General features: G+C 63.5%; 12 protein-coding genes. 5 read left to right on the top strand and 7 right to left on the bottom strand.

Going from position 1 to position 13,998, the window contains the following annotated elements:
* Positions 1-8: 8 nt before the first annotated feature.
* Together QYE47_RS02950 and QYE47_RS02945 are read left to right on the top strand one after the other, a co-directional pair.
* Positions 9-782 (top strand): helix-turn-helix domain-containing protein, encoded by a 774-nt coding sequence (locus tag QYE47_RS02950; protein ID WP_019437447.1) that lies wholly within the window; start codon positions 9-11, stop codon positions 780-782.
* Positions 783-924: 142 nt separating this feature from the next.
* Entirely contained in the window at positions 925-2,073 is a 1,149-nt protein-coding gene (locus QYE47_RS02945; RefSeq protein WP_070384058.1) for a M14-type cytosolic carboxypeptidase, read from the top strand.
* 76 nt (positions 2,074-2,149) lie between these two features.
* On the opposite strand, the gene QYE47_RS02940 is transcribed toward QYE47_RS02945, so the two are convergent.
* The 7 genes from QYE47_RS02940 to QYE47_RS02910 form a co-directional block, all read right to left on the bottom strand.
* The gene (locus QYE47_RS02940) at positions 2,150-3,121 is read right to left on the bottom strand and encodes a spore coat U domain-containing protein (RefSeq protein WP_070384059.1); all 972 of its coding nucleotides are present in this window, start codon (positions 3,119-3,121) and stop codon (positions 2,150-2,152) included.
* The gene (locus tag QYE47_RS02935) at positions 3,118-5,415 is read right to left on the bottom strand and encodes a fimbria/pilus outer membrane usher protein (protein ID WP_070384060.1); all 2,298 of its coding nucleotides are present in this window, start codon (positions 5,413-5,415) and stop codon (positions 3,118-3,120) included. Before QYE47_RS02935 ends, QYE47_RS02940 begins: the two co-directional genes overlap by 4 nt.
* 108 nt (positions 5,416-5,523) lie before the next feature.
* The gene (locus tag QYE47_RS02930) at positions 5,524-6,300 is read right to left on the bottom strand and encodes a molecular chaperone (protein WP_014591641.1); all 777 of its coding nucleotides are present in this window, start codon (positions 6,298-6,300) and stop codon (positions 5,524-5,526) included.
* 40 nt (positions 6,301-6,340) lie between these two features.
* On the bottom strand, positions 6,341-6,844 hold the full coding sequence (locus QYE47_RS02925; RefSeq protein ID WP_014591642.1) for a spore coat U domain-containing protein: 504 nt from the start codon (positions 6,842-6,844) through the stop codon (positions 6,341-6,343).
* A gap of 3 nt (positions 6,845-6,847) precedes the next feature.
* The gene (locus QYE47_RS02920) at positions 6,848-7,381 is read right to left on the bottom strand and encodes a spore coat U domain-containing protein (protein ID WP_014591643.1); all 534 of its coding nucleotides are present in this window, start codon (positions 7,379-7,381) and stop codon (positions 6,848-6,850) included.
* A gap of 18 nt (positions 7,382-7,399) precedes the next feature.
* Complete coding sequence (locus QYE47_RS02915; protein ID WP_012052961.1) at positions 7,400-7,936, bottom strand: spore coat U domain-containing protein; 537 nt, start codon at positions 7,934-7,936, stop codon at positions 7,400-7,402.
* A 30-nt stretch (positions 7,937-7,966) separates the two neighbouring features.
* The gene (locus QYE47_RS02910) at positions 7,967-8,494 is read right to left on the bottom strand and encodes a spore coat U domain-containing protein (protein WP_020191522.1); all 528 of its coding nucleotides are present in this window, start codon (positions 8,492-8,494) and stop codon (positions 7,967-7,969) included.
* A gap of 267 nt (positions 8,495-8,761) precedes the next feature.
* Between QYE47_RS02910 and QYE47_RS02905 the strand changes: the two genes are divergently transcribed.
* From QYE47_RS02905 to QYE47_RS02895, 3 genes are read left to right on the top strand one after another with little or no spacing between them, the layout of a single operon-like run.
* The gene (locus tag QYE47_RS02905; protein WP_070384061.1) at positions 8,762-11,008 is read left to right on the top strand and encodes an ATP-binding protein; all 2,247 of its coding nucleotides are present in this window, start codon (positions 8,762-8,764) and stop codon (positions 11,006-11,008) included.
* Positions 11,009-11,023: 15 nt separating this feature from the next.
* On the top strand, positions 11,024-11,485 hold the full coding sequence (locus tag QYE47_RS02900; protein ID WP_003250360.1) for a response regulator: 462 nt from the start codon (positions 11,024-11,026) through the stop codon (positions 11,483-11,485).
* Between the two features lie 13 nt (positions 11,486-11,498).
* The gene (locus tag QYE47_RS02895; RefSeq protein ID WP_014591646.1) at positions 11,499-13,886 is read left to right on the top strand and encodes a response regulator; all 2,388 of its coding nucleotides are present in this window, start codon (positions 11,499-11,501) and stop codon (positions 13,884-13,886) included.
* The last annotated feature ends 112 nt before the right edge of the window (positions 13,887-13,998 follow it).

Here is a 13,998-nt window from a genome sequence, read left to right as displayed (position 1 = left end):
AGGTCACGATGGTAAAGCCGCAGCGTGAATTGCTGGTGGAGGTCGATGAGTGGACCTGGGAAGTGGGTAGCCGTGCGACAGACTACCCAAGCGACTGGTTCATCGAGCCCCATAGCCATACCAAGCATCAACTGATCTATGCCATCAAAGGCCTGATGATCGTCGAGTCCGGAAACGAATGCTGGACAGTGCCACCCAGCCGAGGTGTGTGGATGCCTTGCGGCCAGGTGCATGCCATTCGCTGTGTCGGCGACGTGAAGATGCGCAGTGTGTTCGTGCGCATCGACGCGGCAACCGGCCTGCCCCTGCAGAGCAAGGCCATCAGCATCTCGCCGCTGCTCAGCGAACTGATCAAGGCCTCGGTGGGCTTCACCGCACCCTTTGCCGAGGACTCGCGCGAAGCCCGGGTCATGCGCCTGATCCTCGACGAAATCTGCGTACTGCCGACCTTGCCGCTGAAGCTGTCGCAGCCCAGCGACCAGCGCCTGCGGGTGATCTGTACGGCATTGCATGAACGGCCCGAGGATAACGCCACGGTTGCCGACTGGGGCCTGCGACTGGGGGTGGACGAAAAGACCATCCAGCGGTTGTTCCGCAAGGAAACCGGCATGACCTTCGGCCAGTGGCGCCAGCAGGCGCGGCTGATGCAGGCACTGGAGCGGATTGCCCTGGGCGAGCGAATCATCGATGTGGCAGGGGCCTTGGGCTATGACAGCCCAAGTGCCTTCGCCAGCATGTTCAAACGCCAGTTCGGTACCACGCCCAGTCAGTTCTTCAAATAACCTGACGTTCACACCTTTGCCGGCCGTTGGCTCGCGGCATACCAGCTGCCCGCCAACGGCTCGCCCTGCCTGATCTTGCACAGCATCCCTGCCAAGCCGTATACAGTACCCCTACAACAATGCCCGCAAAGGAGCCCGGCACATGACCGTGACGCTGTCCCCCCTGCAGATCGACTGCGCATTCGATTCCGGCAACATCCAGGTACTGGATGCCAGCAACCCGGCCCAGGTACACCTGGCCATCCGCCCGGACACCCACAGCGGCCACTACCAGTGGTTCCACTTCAAGGTCAGCGGGCTCACACCGGGGCAGGTCCATCGCTTCAGCCTGGACAACGCTTCTGGCTCCTCGTACAAGAACGCGTGGAGCGGCTACAACGCTGTGGCCAGCTACGACCAGCAGCGCTGGTTCCGCGTGCCAAGCCAGTTCGACGGTACGGCGCTATCGTTCGAGGTCAAGGCTGAACAGGACCAGATCTGGTTCGCTTACTTCGAGCCCTACCCGCGGGCCCGCCACAACCAGCTGATCGAGCGTGCCCGCGAACTCCCGGGGATCGAGTTGCTGGCCAGCGGCCGCAGTATCCAGGGCCGCGATATCCCGCTGCTGCGGGCAGGTGACGGTGCCGAAGGCAAGCGCAAGCTGTGGCTGATTGCCCAGCAGCACCCGGGCGAGCACATGGCCGAATGGTTCATGGAAGGCGTGATCGACCGCCTGCAGGCCAACGACGCAGTGATCCAGCGATTGCTGGCCAAGGCCGACCTTTACCTGATCCCCAACATGAACCCCGACGGCGCCTTCCTTGGCCACCTGCGCACCAACTTCAAGGGCAAGGACCTCAACCGCGCCTGGCAGGACGCCAGCGTCGAATTCAGCCCGGAAGTGTTCTTTGCACAAGCGCAGATGAAGCAGTACGGTGTGGATGCCTTCATCGACGTGCACGGTGACGAAGAGATCCCCCACGTGTTCACGGCCGCATGCGAGGGCAACCCGGGTTACACCCCTCGGCTGGCCAAACTCGAAGAGCAGTTCCGTAGCACCTTGTGCAGCCTGACCCGCGACTTCCAGACGGTGCATGGCTATACCCGTGACGAGCCCGGACAGGCGAATACGACGCTGGCCTGCAATGCGGTGGGCATGGCCCATGACTGCCTGTCACTGACGCTGGAGATGCCGTTCAAGGACCATGACGACGCGCCCGATGCAGTCACCGGGTGGTCGGGGGCGCGCTCGAAGGCACTGGCCGGCGCGGTGCTGGAGACCCTGGCAAGCATGGTTGGCGATTTGCGCTGAACCTCGTCTTGCGCAGCCCCTGCAGGAGCAGCCCGTCGCGACACGCGGCGGCTGCTTCGGGGGTATTGACCGCCGTTCAGAACTGCACATCCAGTATCACACTGTCGGTATAGGTCGCAGCCGGCGGTGTCGCCTGATCGGTATAGACCTTGGCGTTGTAGTTGAACACCTGGCTACCCGTGCCGGTACCCACGCCGGGGTTGATGTCGGCATCTGTACTGGAACGCCTGGCAGCCCCTGACGCCCCCCAGCGCACGGTGCCGGCACTTTTGAAAATGTCATAGGCCAGGTAGTTGTTGACCGAAGACTTCATCCGCCGCCGCCCACCGGACACGTTCTGCCCGTCACCCAGCCCTACCGTGTAGCTGCTGCCCTTGGTGCATGACACGTTTATGCCCTGGCTCACCGTGCCGAACCCCGCCACCACCGGCGCACTGGCGAAGCTGATGTCAGGCGTGGTGATCTGGCAATCGTTGGTCACCGTCAGGCTCACGTTCAAGAGCTGGCTACCCGAGCCGATGTCGCGCCCAAGGCATATCCCTAACGCGCCAATCCCCGAGCAATAATCCCAGCTCCAGGCCACGGTCAGGGCCTCTTGATACAACCCGGCCGCGACATTGCTGCCAATCTGGGTGCGCATGTAGATCGGCACCGCCTTGGGCGTGGTACCGCCGAGCAGCCCCAGCAAGTCGAGGATGCCGTTGCGGGCGAAGTCGTAGGCCACACCCCGGGTAATCGGGTAGCGGGTGGTGTTATCGGCATACAGCGTGTAGGGAATGACATCGCCTGTCGGGCCGACCAGCCCGCCCGAGGCGGGCGTGATCGTGGCGTAGAAGTGATCACCGCTGCTGAGCACGGTCAGTAGTGAACCGGTGCACTGCAACCCGGAGTTGAGGCTGGAAGCCGTCTGTACCGTGTTGCGAACCTGCGTTGAATTAAGGCTGCCAAACGCTGCCGGCAACGTGGCCACCGATGAGCAAAGCGCCCAGGCCGTACTGCTCGGCAACAGCAGCACGCTCGCCACCAGGCCCCGCCGCCAGGCATTCATCGGCACACCAACGGACCAATCAAAGGGACCGAGCCTTGCGCTTCGGGCAGGTCGAACGCCACTTCGCAATGCCCACCCCCTTCAAGCGCCACCTGAAGGCGGTTATGCAACGACAGGTTCTCCAGGTATACCAGCCCGTCCCATCCCACCACCGCCTGGGTGCCACTCTCTGCGTGGGTAACACGGCTACCCAGTTTGAGCACCTGCTGATTGCCATCCACCAATTCAACACTGGCCGCCATGACGCGCTTGAGGGGGAATTCCAGCAAGTAGCCACTGCCCCGTCGTACCGCCACACGCTGCTCAACGTCCGGCGCGAGGACATCCGGTGGTAGGTTCATGGGATCGATCTCGTACTTACCCCGGTAGTAACCGCTGCTGTAAGGCACCAGCAAGTGCCCCTTGGCATCGGTACGGCCGATTTCCTGGTTTTCATAACGCACCGGCACATCCGCGTAACCTGCGGTGCTGACCACCACGAAGGCATCATCGATACGGTTGGCGGCGAACACGCCGGCATCCATCCACACCAGAGAACCACTGGCGTCGGCCCAGCGGGTCATCTCGCCGCTGCTGCCATACACACCGGCCTGCAATTGCACCGATTGCAGGCGCCAGGTGACGTCGGCCTGGCGATAGGCATCACGGTCGCTGCCTGCGGCATACCCAAGGTTGTAACCGACGCCGACACCCGCTGGCACCGCACGGCTGTAGTTGACCCGTTGCAGGGTCTCGCCTTCATTGCTGCGTTCCATGCTCAGCGCCAAGGTGCCGTGCAAGTCGAACGGGATCACCAGTTGCGCCTGCACCGCCCACTGGCTGTCACCCACTTCACGGTTGGCCGACAGGTACACACTGCTGCTGCCCCACAGCGGCTTGCTGTAGCTCAGGTTGATCAACCGGGTACGCGTACCGTCACCGGCGCGCACGTCGAAGTAGCCAGCGCCAATGCTGCCGTACTCGTTAAGGTTGACACTGAGGGTGACCTGTTCGCTGCTTTTGCTCAGTTGCATCTCCGCAGAGCCCACCCGGCTCAGGTCGGCATAGTCGCCGTGGCGTTGCAGGCGCTGGTAACCGAAGCCGATGCGCTGGCTGTTGTACTGGTAGCCAAGGGCGACCTGGTGCCCCTTTTCGCCATCGAACCGGCTTTGCGCCAAGGCGGCGTTGAGCACGCCGAAGTTGCCCATGCGCATGTTGCCACCCAGCCCACCCAGCATCAGCGACTCAGCCGTTTCGGCGTGGGTTTCCAGGGTGAAGATGTCACTGAGCCCATAGCGCAGGCTGCCCGAGGCGATACCCGGTCCATAGCTGAAATCACGTACGCCGTAATCACGGCGCAGGCTCCCGGCGGCCACCGAGTAGTCCGACAGGCCCTTCTGCAGCAGGCTGCTGGTGACATAGAACGGCAAGGTGGTCGACACCTGCCGGCCAAGGGCATCAGTGGTGACCACCACCGCCTCCCCGGCACCGTTGATGAACGGCACATTGGTCAGGGTGTAGGGGCCTGGCTGCAGTTCGGTGGTACTGGACTTGAAACCGTTGATGAACAGGTCAAGCGACGTCGGCACCGCCGCTTCACCGGCGAACGCAGGCAACGGGTAAGTGACAAGATCAGGACGCGCAGCGAAGTCGCGTGACAGCTGCACCCCACCCACTCGCACCGAACTGCTCCAGGGCAAGGCACCCGTCACGAAGTCACCGGCTTCGTAGGTCAGCAGGCGCTGCTCGTCGGTGAAGCGCCAGGTGGTGTCATAACGCATGAAGCCACGGCGGGTATCGTCCGCCTGTGCGCCATTGAAAGACTGACGCCACTGCCCGGTGCTGGAAAAGGTACCCCAGCTGTCGAACAGGCGCAGCTCGTTCCAGGCGGCCAGGTAGGTACCGCCTTCATCGGTGTCGTTGAGATACAGGTCGTAGTTGAACAAGGCGCCGAAACTGCTGCGCGCATCGCTGGCCGGGTAAAGGTTGCGATCACCCACTTGCTGTTCTGGCAACCAGGCTGGCGGCACTTGCAGCAGCAGGCGCTGGTTCTGACTGTCGTAGTCGGTGTGCAGCCCCGCGATGCTGTCCAGGGCCACCTCCCCCTGGGGATTGCCCGGCAGCGAGACGCCGGCTGCACGCAATACGTCGCTGTCCAGATACAACCGCCCGGCCCGCTGCTGCACCGGTATCAGGTCAACCCTGGGCATCTGGTTCACCACCAGGTCGAGGTAAAGGGTGGCCTCGGCGATGGCGGACATCTCCGTGGGCGGTGGGGGCAAGTCGTCGGCCAGCACCAGCGCGGGGCTGACCATGGCCAGCCCCAGGCACCAGCGGCACGTCGTCGCCGGGAGCCACTTCACACACGGTTTCCAACCATTGCCGGGTCCTCCTTGGCCCCTGCACTTCATTCAGCCGTTGGCTCATTGGCCTTGGCGGATGGCGTCCGCCGAGCGCTGACCATTGACCCTGCCCTTGAGCACGCTGCCGTTGCCGGATGCGACGGGAGCCGGCCAGCGCATGCTTGCCCCCGGCAGCACATAACCCAGCAGGCCTTCAGCCAGTGGCTTGCTCTGGCTGCCTTGCTGCACGACCACATCGGTCAGCCGCGCATGTACCGGGCCCGTGTTACGCAGTTCAATATAGGGCTTGCCCTGCACCGTCACCGGGCGCCAGCTGAGCTGCGGCTTGCCCACGCCCTCGGCATTGCGTCTGCCTTCAGGGTCGGCCTTGCCCCACAGCCCTTCGCCATAGACGAACAGCGGCACCGAATAGCGCATCTGCAATCGAATGGCCGCCGTCGCGCCGGGCTCGGCCTTGTCGACCGCAATGGCGGGCGGAATCTCGTCGATGATGATGCGGTAAGCCTGCTCCTGGCCGGCCGGTGAAGGGCCGGTACGGGTCAGGCGGATCAGTTGCTTCTGCCCGGGTGCAATGTTGGCGACCGGCGGGCTGCCGATAATCTCGCGCTGCGCCTGGAACTGCTCCTGGTAATCACCCTGGCGCCAGGCGAATACCCGCACCTGCAGGTTTGCCGGCGCAGTGCCACGGTTTTCCAGCCACAACGCACCTGCCTTCTGGTCGGCCTCCAGCACCGGGTCGATCGGCCAGATCAGCACCGAAGTGGCCGCCCAGGCCGGCAGGCTTGCCAGCGACAATAATCCAGTCAATCCACGCGTCCACTTCGCGCCTGCCCGCATGCAGCTCTCCTTAGACACTTGTCATGGGTGGCGCTGGCCGTTACCAGGTCACCGTCACTTGCACCACATCGGTGTAGGTCCCTGCCGGCTGCGTGCCGGTCAGCTGAACCCGTCCGTACACCGGTAACTTGATCGCCGTCGGGTCGGAATAGCTCACCGCCACGCTCTGGCCGATCCCCAAGGCCTGGCTATAGGCGGCGTCCCGGTACAACTGGTAGGCCAGCATTTGCGTGCCACTGGTGCGCTTCAGGTTGCGTGTGCCACTGGCACTGTTTTGCCCGCCGTCCAGGCTCATACTCATGGCCACGCCCGGCGTGCACTGGAACGTCACGGTAGAACCACCCAGCGATGTGCTGAGCAGCCCCGTGGACAGCGCCGACTGCGAGCCATAATCGAGCGTGCCGTAGCTGGTGACACCCCCCACCACCAGGCACCCGGCGACAACCTGCGCCGTCACCGTGAAGGTACTGGTGGTCACTGCCCCCAACGGAGCGGCCAACAACATGCTGACGCCAGTCAGGCCTCCTGCCAGCCAGCCGCGCATGGGTCAGAACGACAGCTCGACCGAGATCGTGTCGCTGTAGACCCCTGCGGGCAGGCCCGCCTTGCCGACGGCCTTGCCATAAAGGTTGACCGTCTGAGCGGCGCCGGTACTGGTCGGCAGGGTGATGGTGTCGTCGACCGCCAGCAACGCCGTACGCCCCGCGTCGGTATAGAGGTCATACGGCACAAAGTTGCCAGAACCATCAGCGAGCGCACGGGTGCCACCGCTCGACTGGCCATCATGCAGGCCTGCACTCACTTTGATCACAGGCACCGTACCTGCAGAGCACAGGATGCTCATGGCGCCTCCCCCGCCTCCCAGCACCTGGGCATCGGCGGTGACGAACAAGGCATCCTCGGTACCGAAGTCCAGGGCACCGAAGTCAAGCCCCGACGTGCCCGACGTGCCATTGACCTGGCACGCCGCAGTCAGCGTCAGGGTCGAGCTGATACTCCCCGTCACCGTGGCCGCCTGGGCCTGGGAAGCCAACGCCAGGCCCAGGCCTGCGAGGAAGCAATATGAAAGGTTCGTTCGCATCGGAGTCTCCTTGCGTGGTTACCAGTCCAGGGTCACTCTGAGGGTGTCGCGGTAAAGCCCGGCCGGCAGCGCCCGCGGTTGCGCCACTACCACACCGTAGATGGGAATCGGCACTTGCTGGCTGCTGCGAATGGTGAAGGCCCGCGCCTGGCCGACGCCGTAGCGGCTGTTACCGCCTGGGTCGACCGCCAGCTGATAAGGAATCAGTTCACGGCCGTTGCTCAGGCGGCGAATGCCATCGTCGCCATTGAGACCACCATTGATACGCACGTTGAAGGCCCGAACCTCAGGTGTGCAACTGATTTGCAGGCTACCCTGACCGCCCACTTCGTCCACCTGGCTGCGCAACGGCTGATCCCAGTTCGGACCGCGCTCGCCAAAGTCCAGTACGCCTGGGTCACCCAACACAGCCGGTTGCGTCTCGTTGCTGCTGATCTGGCAAGACGCGCTGATGACCAGCCGCGCCTGTATGAAACCGGTGGTGCTGCCATGCACCGCACCGCCGGGGACCAGTAGCGGGCCGAGGGTGAGCAACAGGATCGAAGTGCGGCTCATGGCATGGCGTCCTTGTGCATGGTGGCGTCCCTACCAGGTGACGGTGACTTTCAGCAGGTCGGCATAAACCCCTGCATCTGGCACCCAGGCCAATTTGTCGATACGTGCGTACAACGGCAATTCAACCGAACCGCTGCCCGGTACACGCGCCGATTGGGCTACCCCCACTGCCAGCGGCTCACGCCAGGCAGCGTCACGGTACAAGCGGTAAGGAATGGGCCGCGCCAGGCGATCGTCGCTCGCCAGGTAGCGCAGTTCGCCAACACCACCATGCTGGCCACCATCGACGCGCACCTGATAGGGCGTATCCGGGTTGCACTCCAGGCGCGGCGGGCGCTGGCTCAGCAGCACACCACTCAAGGGCGCGCCAGGGCCATCCAGGCGCGCCGTAGCACCCAGGTCGATCCGTCCCAGGGCCTGGGCTCCCGCATCGCGGGTCTGGTTGACCAGCATGCAGCCACGCTGCACCAGTACCCGCACCTCCACGAGAAAATCCGCAGCAACGGTAGTGCCGCTGAACAACAGGCCGAACAGCGCGGCCAGCATACGCTCCGTCACCTTGTTATCCTTATCGAAACGTCTTGAACTGAGCGTAGCAGTGAGGCGGCGCAGCCGATGTGGCATAAAGCCATTTTTTTGTATTAGCGACAAAGCGATACCGTGGCATCAAAAAAAGCCTGTACCGCACAGAACCCGTGGCCACCCCGTGCCTCCAATGGCCAGGAGCCGGTAAATTCACCGGGATTCTGTTAGGGTGAATCGTATTCGTCCCGCGCCAGACACCTGTGCCGTACACGGACGGACATGACAGGAGCTTTTTCAATCATGACTGCAGACAACTCACTGGCAGACGCCATGGAGCGCTGTGCCCAAGAACCGATTCAGGTTCCGGGCAGCATCCAGCCTCACGGCTTTCTGCTGGTGCTGGATGCCACCGACCTGTGCGTGCTGCAGGCCAGTGAAAATGTCGAGCACTGGTTGGGCTTGCCAGCCCGCGAACTGATCGGTTGCCACTTCGCCGACCTGGTTCACGAGGGCTTTGACCTGCACGCGCACCTCACACGGCTTCCCGAAGACGAAGTCTTCCCCTTCCACATTGGCGACGTGCGCTTGCGCCAGGGCACCCCCATCAGTGCCCTGCTGCACATGCTGGTCCATTGCCACGATCAGGTACTGATTGCCGAGTTCGAACCACCCCGCCTGCCAGCAGACCTGGTCGGGCAAGGCGACTACTACCCGTTGGTGCGCAGCTTTGTCGCCAGTCTGCAACTGGCCGGCAGTATCGAAGACCTGCTGCAACAAGCGGTGCTGCAGCTCAAGCGCATCACCGGCTTTGGGCGGGTCAAGGCGTACCGTTTCGATGCCGAAGGCAATGGCCAGGTGCTGGCCGAGGTGGCCGACCCGGACTACCCCAGCTACGCAGGCCTGTGTTTCCCGGCTGCAGACATCCCGCGCCAGGCGCGCGAGCTTTACCGGGTCAACCGTATCCGCGTGATCGAAGATGCCAACTATCAGCCCTCGCCACTGCTGCCCGCAACCAACCCGCGCACCGGCAAGGCGCTGGACATGAGTTTTGCTGTACTGCGCAGCGTGTCACCTGTGCACCTGCAGTACATGCGCAACATGGGCACGCTGGCCTCGATGTCGCTGTCGATCGTGGTCGACGGCGAGCTGTGGGGGCTGATTTCCTGCCACCATCAGCAGCCACGCCCGGTGGACCTGCGCACCCGCACGGCCTGCGAGCTGTTGGCCAGCGTACTGTCGTTGCAGATAGAGTCCCGCGAGTCCCATGCCAGTACGCGCAAGCTGTTGGCGCTGCGCCAGCACATTGTACGCATGATCTCGTCCATGGCCGACCACGACAGCGTCAGTGACGGTTTGCGCGACCTGCCTCACGTGCTGCTGGCCTTCGCCGACGCCCAGGGCGCGGCAGTGATCTCGGCCGAGCGCTGTGACCTGATCGGCCAGACCCCGCCTGAGGCCCAGGTGACGGCGCTGGTACACTGGCTAAGCCAACGTGACGAAGACAAGGTGTTCCATAGCGACAACCTGCGCCGCGACATCACTGAGCTGCCCGAGCTGGCAAACCATGCTGGCGGGGTGCTGGCGGTGGCCATCTCGCAGATCCACTCGCACTACCTGCTGTGGTTCCGCCCCGAGCAGATACGCACGGTCAACTGGGCCGGCCAGCCGACCAAGCAGGTCGGGCCACAGGGCAACCTCGACCCGCGGAACAGTTTTGAACGCTGGCAGGAAGAACTGCGCGGCTATTGTCAGGCGTGGGACCCACTGGTGATCGAGGGCGTGATGGAGCTGCGCGCCGCGGTACTGGGCATTGTCCTGCGCAAGGCCGAAGAGCTGGCACAACTGGCTGGCGAATTGCGCCGCTCCAACAAGGAGCTCGAAGCGTTTTCCTACAGTGTTTCCCACGACCTGCGCGCCCCGCTGCGGCACATCGCCGGCTATACCGAACTGCTTGGCGAGATCGAAGGCCAAGGCTTGAGCGAACGCGGCAAACGCTTCCTGCAGCATATCGGTGAGGCGGCGCACTTTGCCGGCAGCCTGGTCGACAACCTGCTCAACTTCTCGCAGATGGGCCGCTCGGCCTTGCGCCTGTCCGACGTCGACCTCAACGCCCTGGTCGAGGCCATTCGCAGCGAGCTAGCCCCCGATTACGAAGGCCGCGCAATCGTTTGGGACATCGCCCCGCTGCCCAAGGTGATCGGCGACCCGGCATTCATCAACATGGCCTTGCACAACCTGATAGCCAATGCCATCAAGTACACTCGCGGCCGTACGCCTGCTCGCATCGAGATCAGTGCCGTACAGCACCCTGACGAAACCGAGGTCTGCATCCGCGACAATGGCGTGGGCTTCGACATGGCCTACGCCAACAAGCTGTTCGGCGTCTTCCAGCGCCTGCACCGCATGGAAGATTTCGAAGGCACCGGCATTGGCCTGGCGAGCGTACGCCGCATCATCGAGCGCCATGACGGTCGAGTCTGGGCCACTGGCCAGGTCGACCAGGGCGCCAGCTTCCACTTCACCCTACCCCGAAACACTGCTACCTGAGGCATCGCTACCATCATGCTCAAGCCCATTCTGCTGGTCGAAGACAATCCCCGAGACCTGGAGCTGACCCTGCTGGCCCTGGAGCGCAGCCAGTTGGCCAACGAGGTCATCGTGCTGCGTGACGGCGCTGATGCGCTCGACTACTTGCTGCGCCGCAACGCCTATGCCGAGCGCGATGACGGCAACCCTGCCGTGCTGTTACTCGACCTGAAACTGCCCAAGGTCGACGGCCTCGAAGTGCTCAAGGAAGTGCGCGCCACTGCCGAACTGCGCAGCATCCCCACCGTGATGCTCACCTCTTCGCGCGAAGAGCCCGACCTGTTGCGTGCCTACGAGCTGGGGGTAAACGCTTATGTGGTCAAACCCGTGGAGTTCAAGGAATTCGTCACCGCCATCTCCGACCTCGGGGTATTCTGGGCAGTGCTAAACGAACCGCCACCCGGCTCACTGCGACTGAACCGTCGCGGTAGCAACTGAGGCCGCCGCAACGATGCAGCAAACGCCGTTGAAACTACTGATGGTCGAAGACAGCTCGATGGACGCTGAGCTTACCCTGATGCGCCTGGAGCGCAGCGGGCTGCATGTGCAGTCGCAGCTGGTGTTCGACCATGCGGGTGTCGAACATGCCCTGCGCCAGGCCTGCTACGACCTGATCTTGTGTGACTGCGTGCTACCAGGCTCGTCCGGCACCGAAGTGCTGGCCATCGCCCAACGCCTGGCACCCGACATCCCGTTCATATTCCTGTCCGGCATTTATGGCGAAGAGCACGCGGTGGAAATGATCCGCCTGGGCGCGACCGACTATGTGCTGAAGAAGAACCTGCCACTGCTGCCCAAAGCCGTGCGCCGGGCCCTCAGCGAAGTACAGGAACGCCAGCGCCGTCGCCGCGCCGAAGAGGCCTTGGCGGACGTCGAAGCACGTGCTCGCATCGCCATCGACGCCGCCGGCATGGGCACCTGGGACCTGCGCCCGCAAGAGGGCCTGTTGCTGTGGGATGACCGCTGCAAGACCTTGTTCGGCCTGCCCACCAGCACCGAAATGAGCCTTGAAGTGTTCTACGCCGGCATCTACCCCGACGACCTGCCACTGGTGCGCGAGGCGGTGGAACATGCCATGCGCCCGGAAAGTGACGGTCATTACCGCGTGGAGTTTCGGATCGCGCAACCCAATGGCCTGGAGCCCCGCTGGTTGCTGAGCAGCGGCCAAAGCCAGTTCGTCGATGATCAGTGCGTTCGCTTCTCAGGCGTACTGCAGGACATCCACGCGCAACGCCAGGCCACCCAGGCGCTGCGTCAGCTGAACGAGATGCTTGGCGAGCGGGTCGAGCGCCGTACCCGCGAACGCGATCGTGCCTGGGAGCTGTCGCAGGATTTGCTGGCCGTGCTGAACAAAGACCTGACCCCGGTCGCACTGAACCCCGCCTGGGAAGCCAGCCTGGGCTTCTCACGCGAACGCCTGAGCCAGTCGTCCTTGCTGCACCTGCTGCCTGAGCAGGACCAGGAACAGTTACTCACCGAACTGGCCGCCCTCGCCCACGGCCGCACCAGCGCACGCTTTGTCGGTCGCATCCTGCATGCCGGCGGCCAACAGCGCTGGCTGTCGTGGGTGGTGGTGCCGGAGGACACCTTGCTGTACGTGGTGGCACGCGACATCACCAGCGAGCGCGAAGCCGCCCTGAGCCTGGCAGACGCCAACGCGCGGCTGCGCGAACAGATCAACGAGCGCGAGCGCATCGAGGCCGCTCTGCAGCAGATGCAGCGGCTGGAAGCGGTTGGGCAACTAACGGCTGGCGTGGCGCATGACTTCAATAACCTGCTGACGGTGATACTCACCGGTGCCAGCTTTCTGGAGCGCGATCTGGCCAAGGCCGACCTGGACAAGGCCCGCACTCGCCTCACCCATATCCGCGAAGCAGGCGAGCGTGGTGCCAAGCTGACCTCGCAGTTGCTGGCCTTCTCCCGCCGCCAGCGTCTGGAGCCGGTGCCGCTGAACCTCAACCGTACCCTGGCCGGTCTGGAAGAGCTGCTGCGCCGCACGCTGGGTGGCAACGTCTCGGTACGTCTGGACCTTGACCTGGCCCTGTGGCAGGCACTGACCGACCCCACCCAGACCGAGATGATCATCCTCAACCTTGCGATCAATGCCCGCGATGCCATGCCCGACGGCGGCCAGCTGACCCTGACAACGCGCAACACCCATATCGACAAGCGCCCGCAACGCCCGGAAGACCCGGACCCGGGCGAGTACGTGATGCTGAGCATCCGCGATACGGGTTGCGGCATGAGCGAAGAGGTGCTGGCCAAGGTATTCGAGCCTTTCTTTACCACCAAGGACATTGGCAAAGGTTCGGGCCTGGGCCTGGCCCAGGTGTTCGGCTTTGCCAAGCAGTCCGGTGGCGGCGTGCGCATCGACACCACACTCGGTCGCGGTACCGAGGTGGCGGTATACCTGCCGGCGGTAAAAGAGGAGATGGTGAACGAACCCGTAGCAGCAGTGCTCAGTCAGTCAATCAGCGAAAGCGGCCATAACCGCACGGTGCTGCTGGTGGACGACGACCACCTGGTGCGCGACATGCTTGGCGATGTGTTACGCCAATACGGCTACCAGGTGCGCCAGGCGCACAGCGGCGAGCAGGCATTGGCATTGCTGGATGACGACATTGACCTGCTGCTGACTGATTTCGCCATGCCCGAGTTCAATGGTGCTCAACTGGCGCTGGCTGCCCGCGAACGGTACCCCCGCCTGCCGGTGGTGTTTCTTACCGGTTATGCGGAGTTGCAGGGGCTGGACCTGCCGGGCAGCCTGGTGATCCAGAAGCCGGTGCAGGCTGATGAACTGGCCAGGGCGCTGAACGAAATGCTGGGGATTTCCGGGTAACCCGGTAAGGCACGCCCCGCGCTCAGAAGGTGCGGAGGCGCGCAAAATCACAAAAACGCGAAAACGCGAAAACGCGAAAACCCAGTGCTCATCTTTCCTGGCGCCGGGTTAA

It is taken from the genome of Pseudomonas sp. 2,4-D (genome assembly GCF_030418155.1).
Taxonomy (GTDB): domain Bacteria; phylum Pseudomonadota; class Gammaproteobacteria; order Pseudomonadales; family Pseudomonadaceae; genus Aquipseudomonas; species Aquipseudomonas alloputida.
This window is presented reverse-complemented; position numbering and strand designations above follow the sequence as displayed.

Bases quoted from the DNA above. Each gene is read 5' to 3' on its own strand.
- QYE47_RS02905 (WP_070384061.1), top strand. From the start codon at position 8,762: ATGACTGCAGACAACTCACTGGCAGACGCCATGGAGCGCTGTGCCCAA.
- QYE47_RS02945 (WP_070384058.1), top strand. From the start codon at position 925: ATGACCGTGACGCTGTCCCCCCTGCAGATCGACTGCGCATTCGATTCC.
- QYE47_RS02950 (WP_019437447.1), top strand. From the start codon at position 9: ATGGTAAAGCCGCAGCGTGAATTGCTGGTGGAGGTCGATGAGTGGACC.
- QYE47_RS02920 (WP_014591643.1), bottom strand. From the start codon at position 7,381: ATGCGAACGAACCTTTCATATTGCTTCCTCGCAGGCCTGGGCCTGGCG.
- QYE47_RS02940 (WP_070384059.1), bottom strand. From the start codon at position 3,121: ATGAATGCCTGGCGGCGGGGCCTGGTGGCGAGCGTGCTGCTGTTGCCG.
- QYE47_RS02935 (WP_070384060.1), bottom strand. From the start codon at position 5,415: ATGGTCAGCCCCGCGCTGGTGCTGGCCGACGACTTGCCCCCACCGCCC.
- QYE47_RS02895 (WP_014591646.1), top strand. From the start codon at position 11,499: ATGCAGCAAACGCCGTTGAAACTACTGATGGTCGAAGACAGCTCGATG.
- QYE47_RS02915 (WP_012052961.1), bottom strand. From the start codon at position 7,936: ATGAGCCGCACTTCGATCCTGTTGCTCACCCTCGGCCCGCTACTGGTC.
- QYE47_RS02900 (WP_003250360.1), top strand. From the start codon at position 11,024: ATGCTCAAGCCCATTCTGCTGGTCGAAGACAATCCCCGAGACCTGGAG.
- QYE47_RS02930 (WP_014591641.1), bottom strand. From the start codon at position 6,300: ATGCGGGCAGGCGCGAAGTGGACGCGTGGATTGACTGGATTATTGTCG.
- QYE47_RS02925 (WP_014591642.1), bottom strand. From the start codon at position 6,844: ATGCGCGGCTGGCTGGCAGGAGGCCTGACTGGCGTCAGCATGTTGTTG.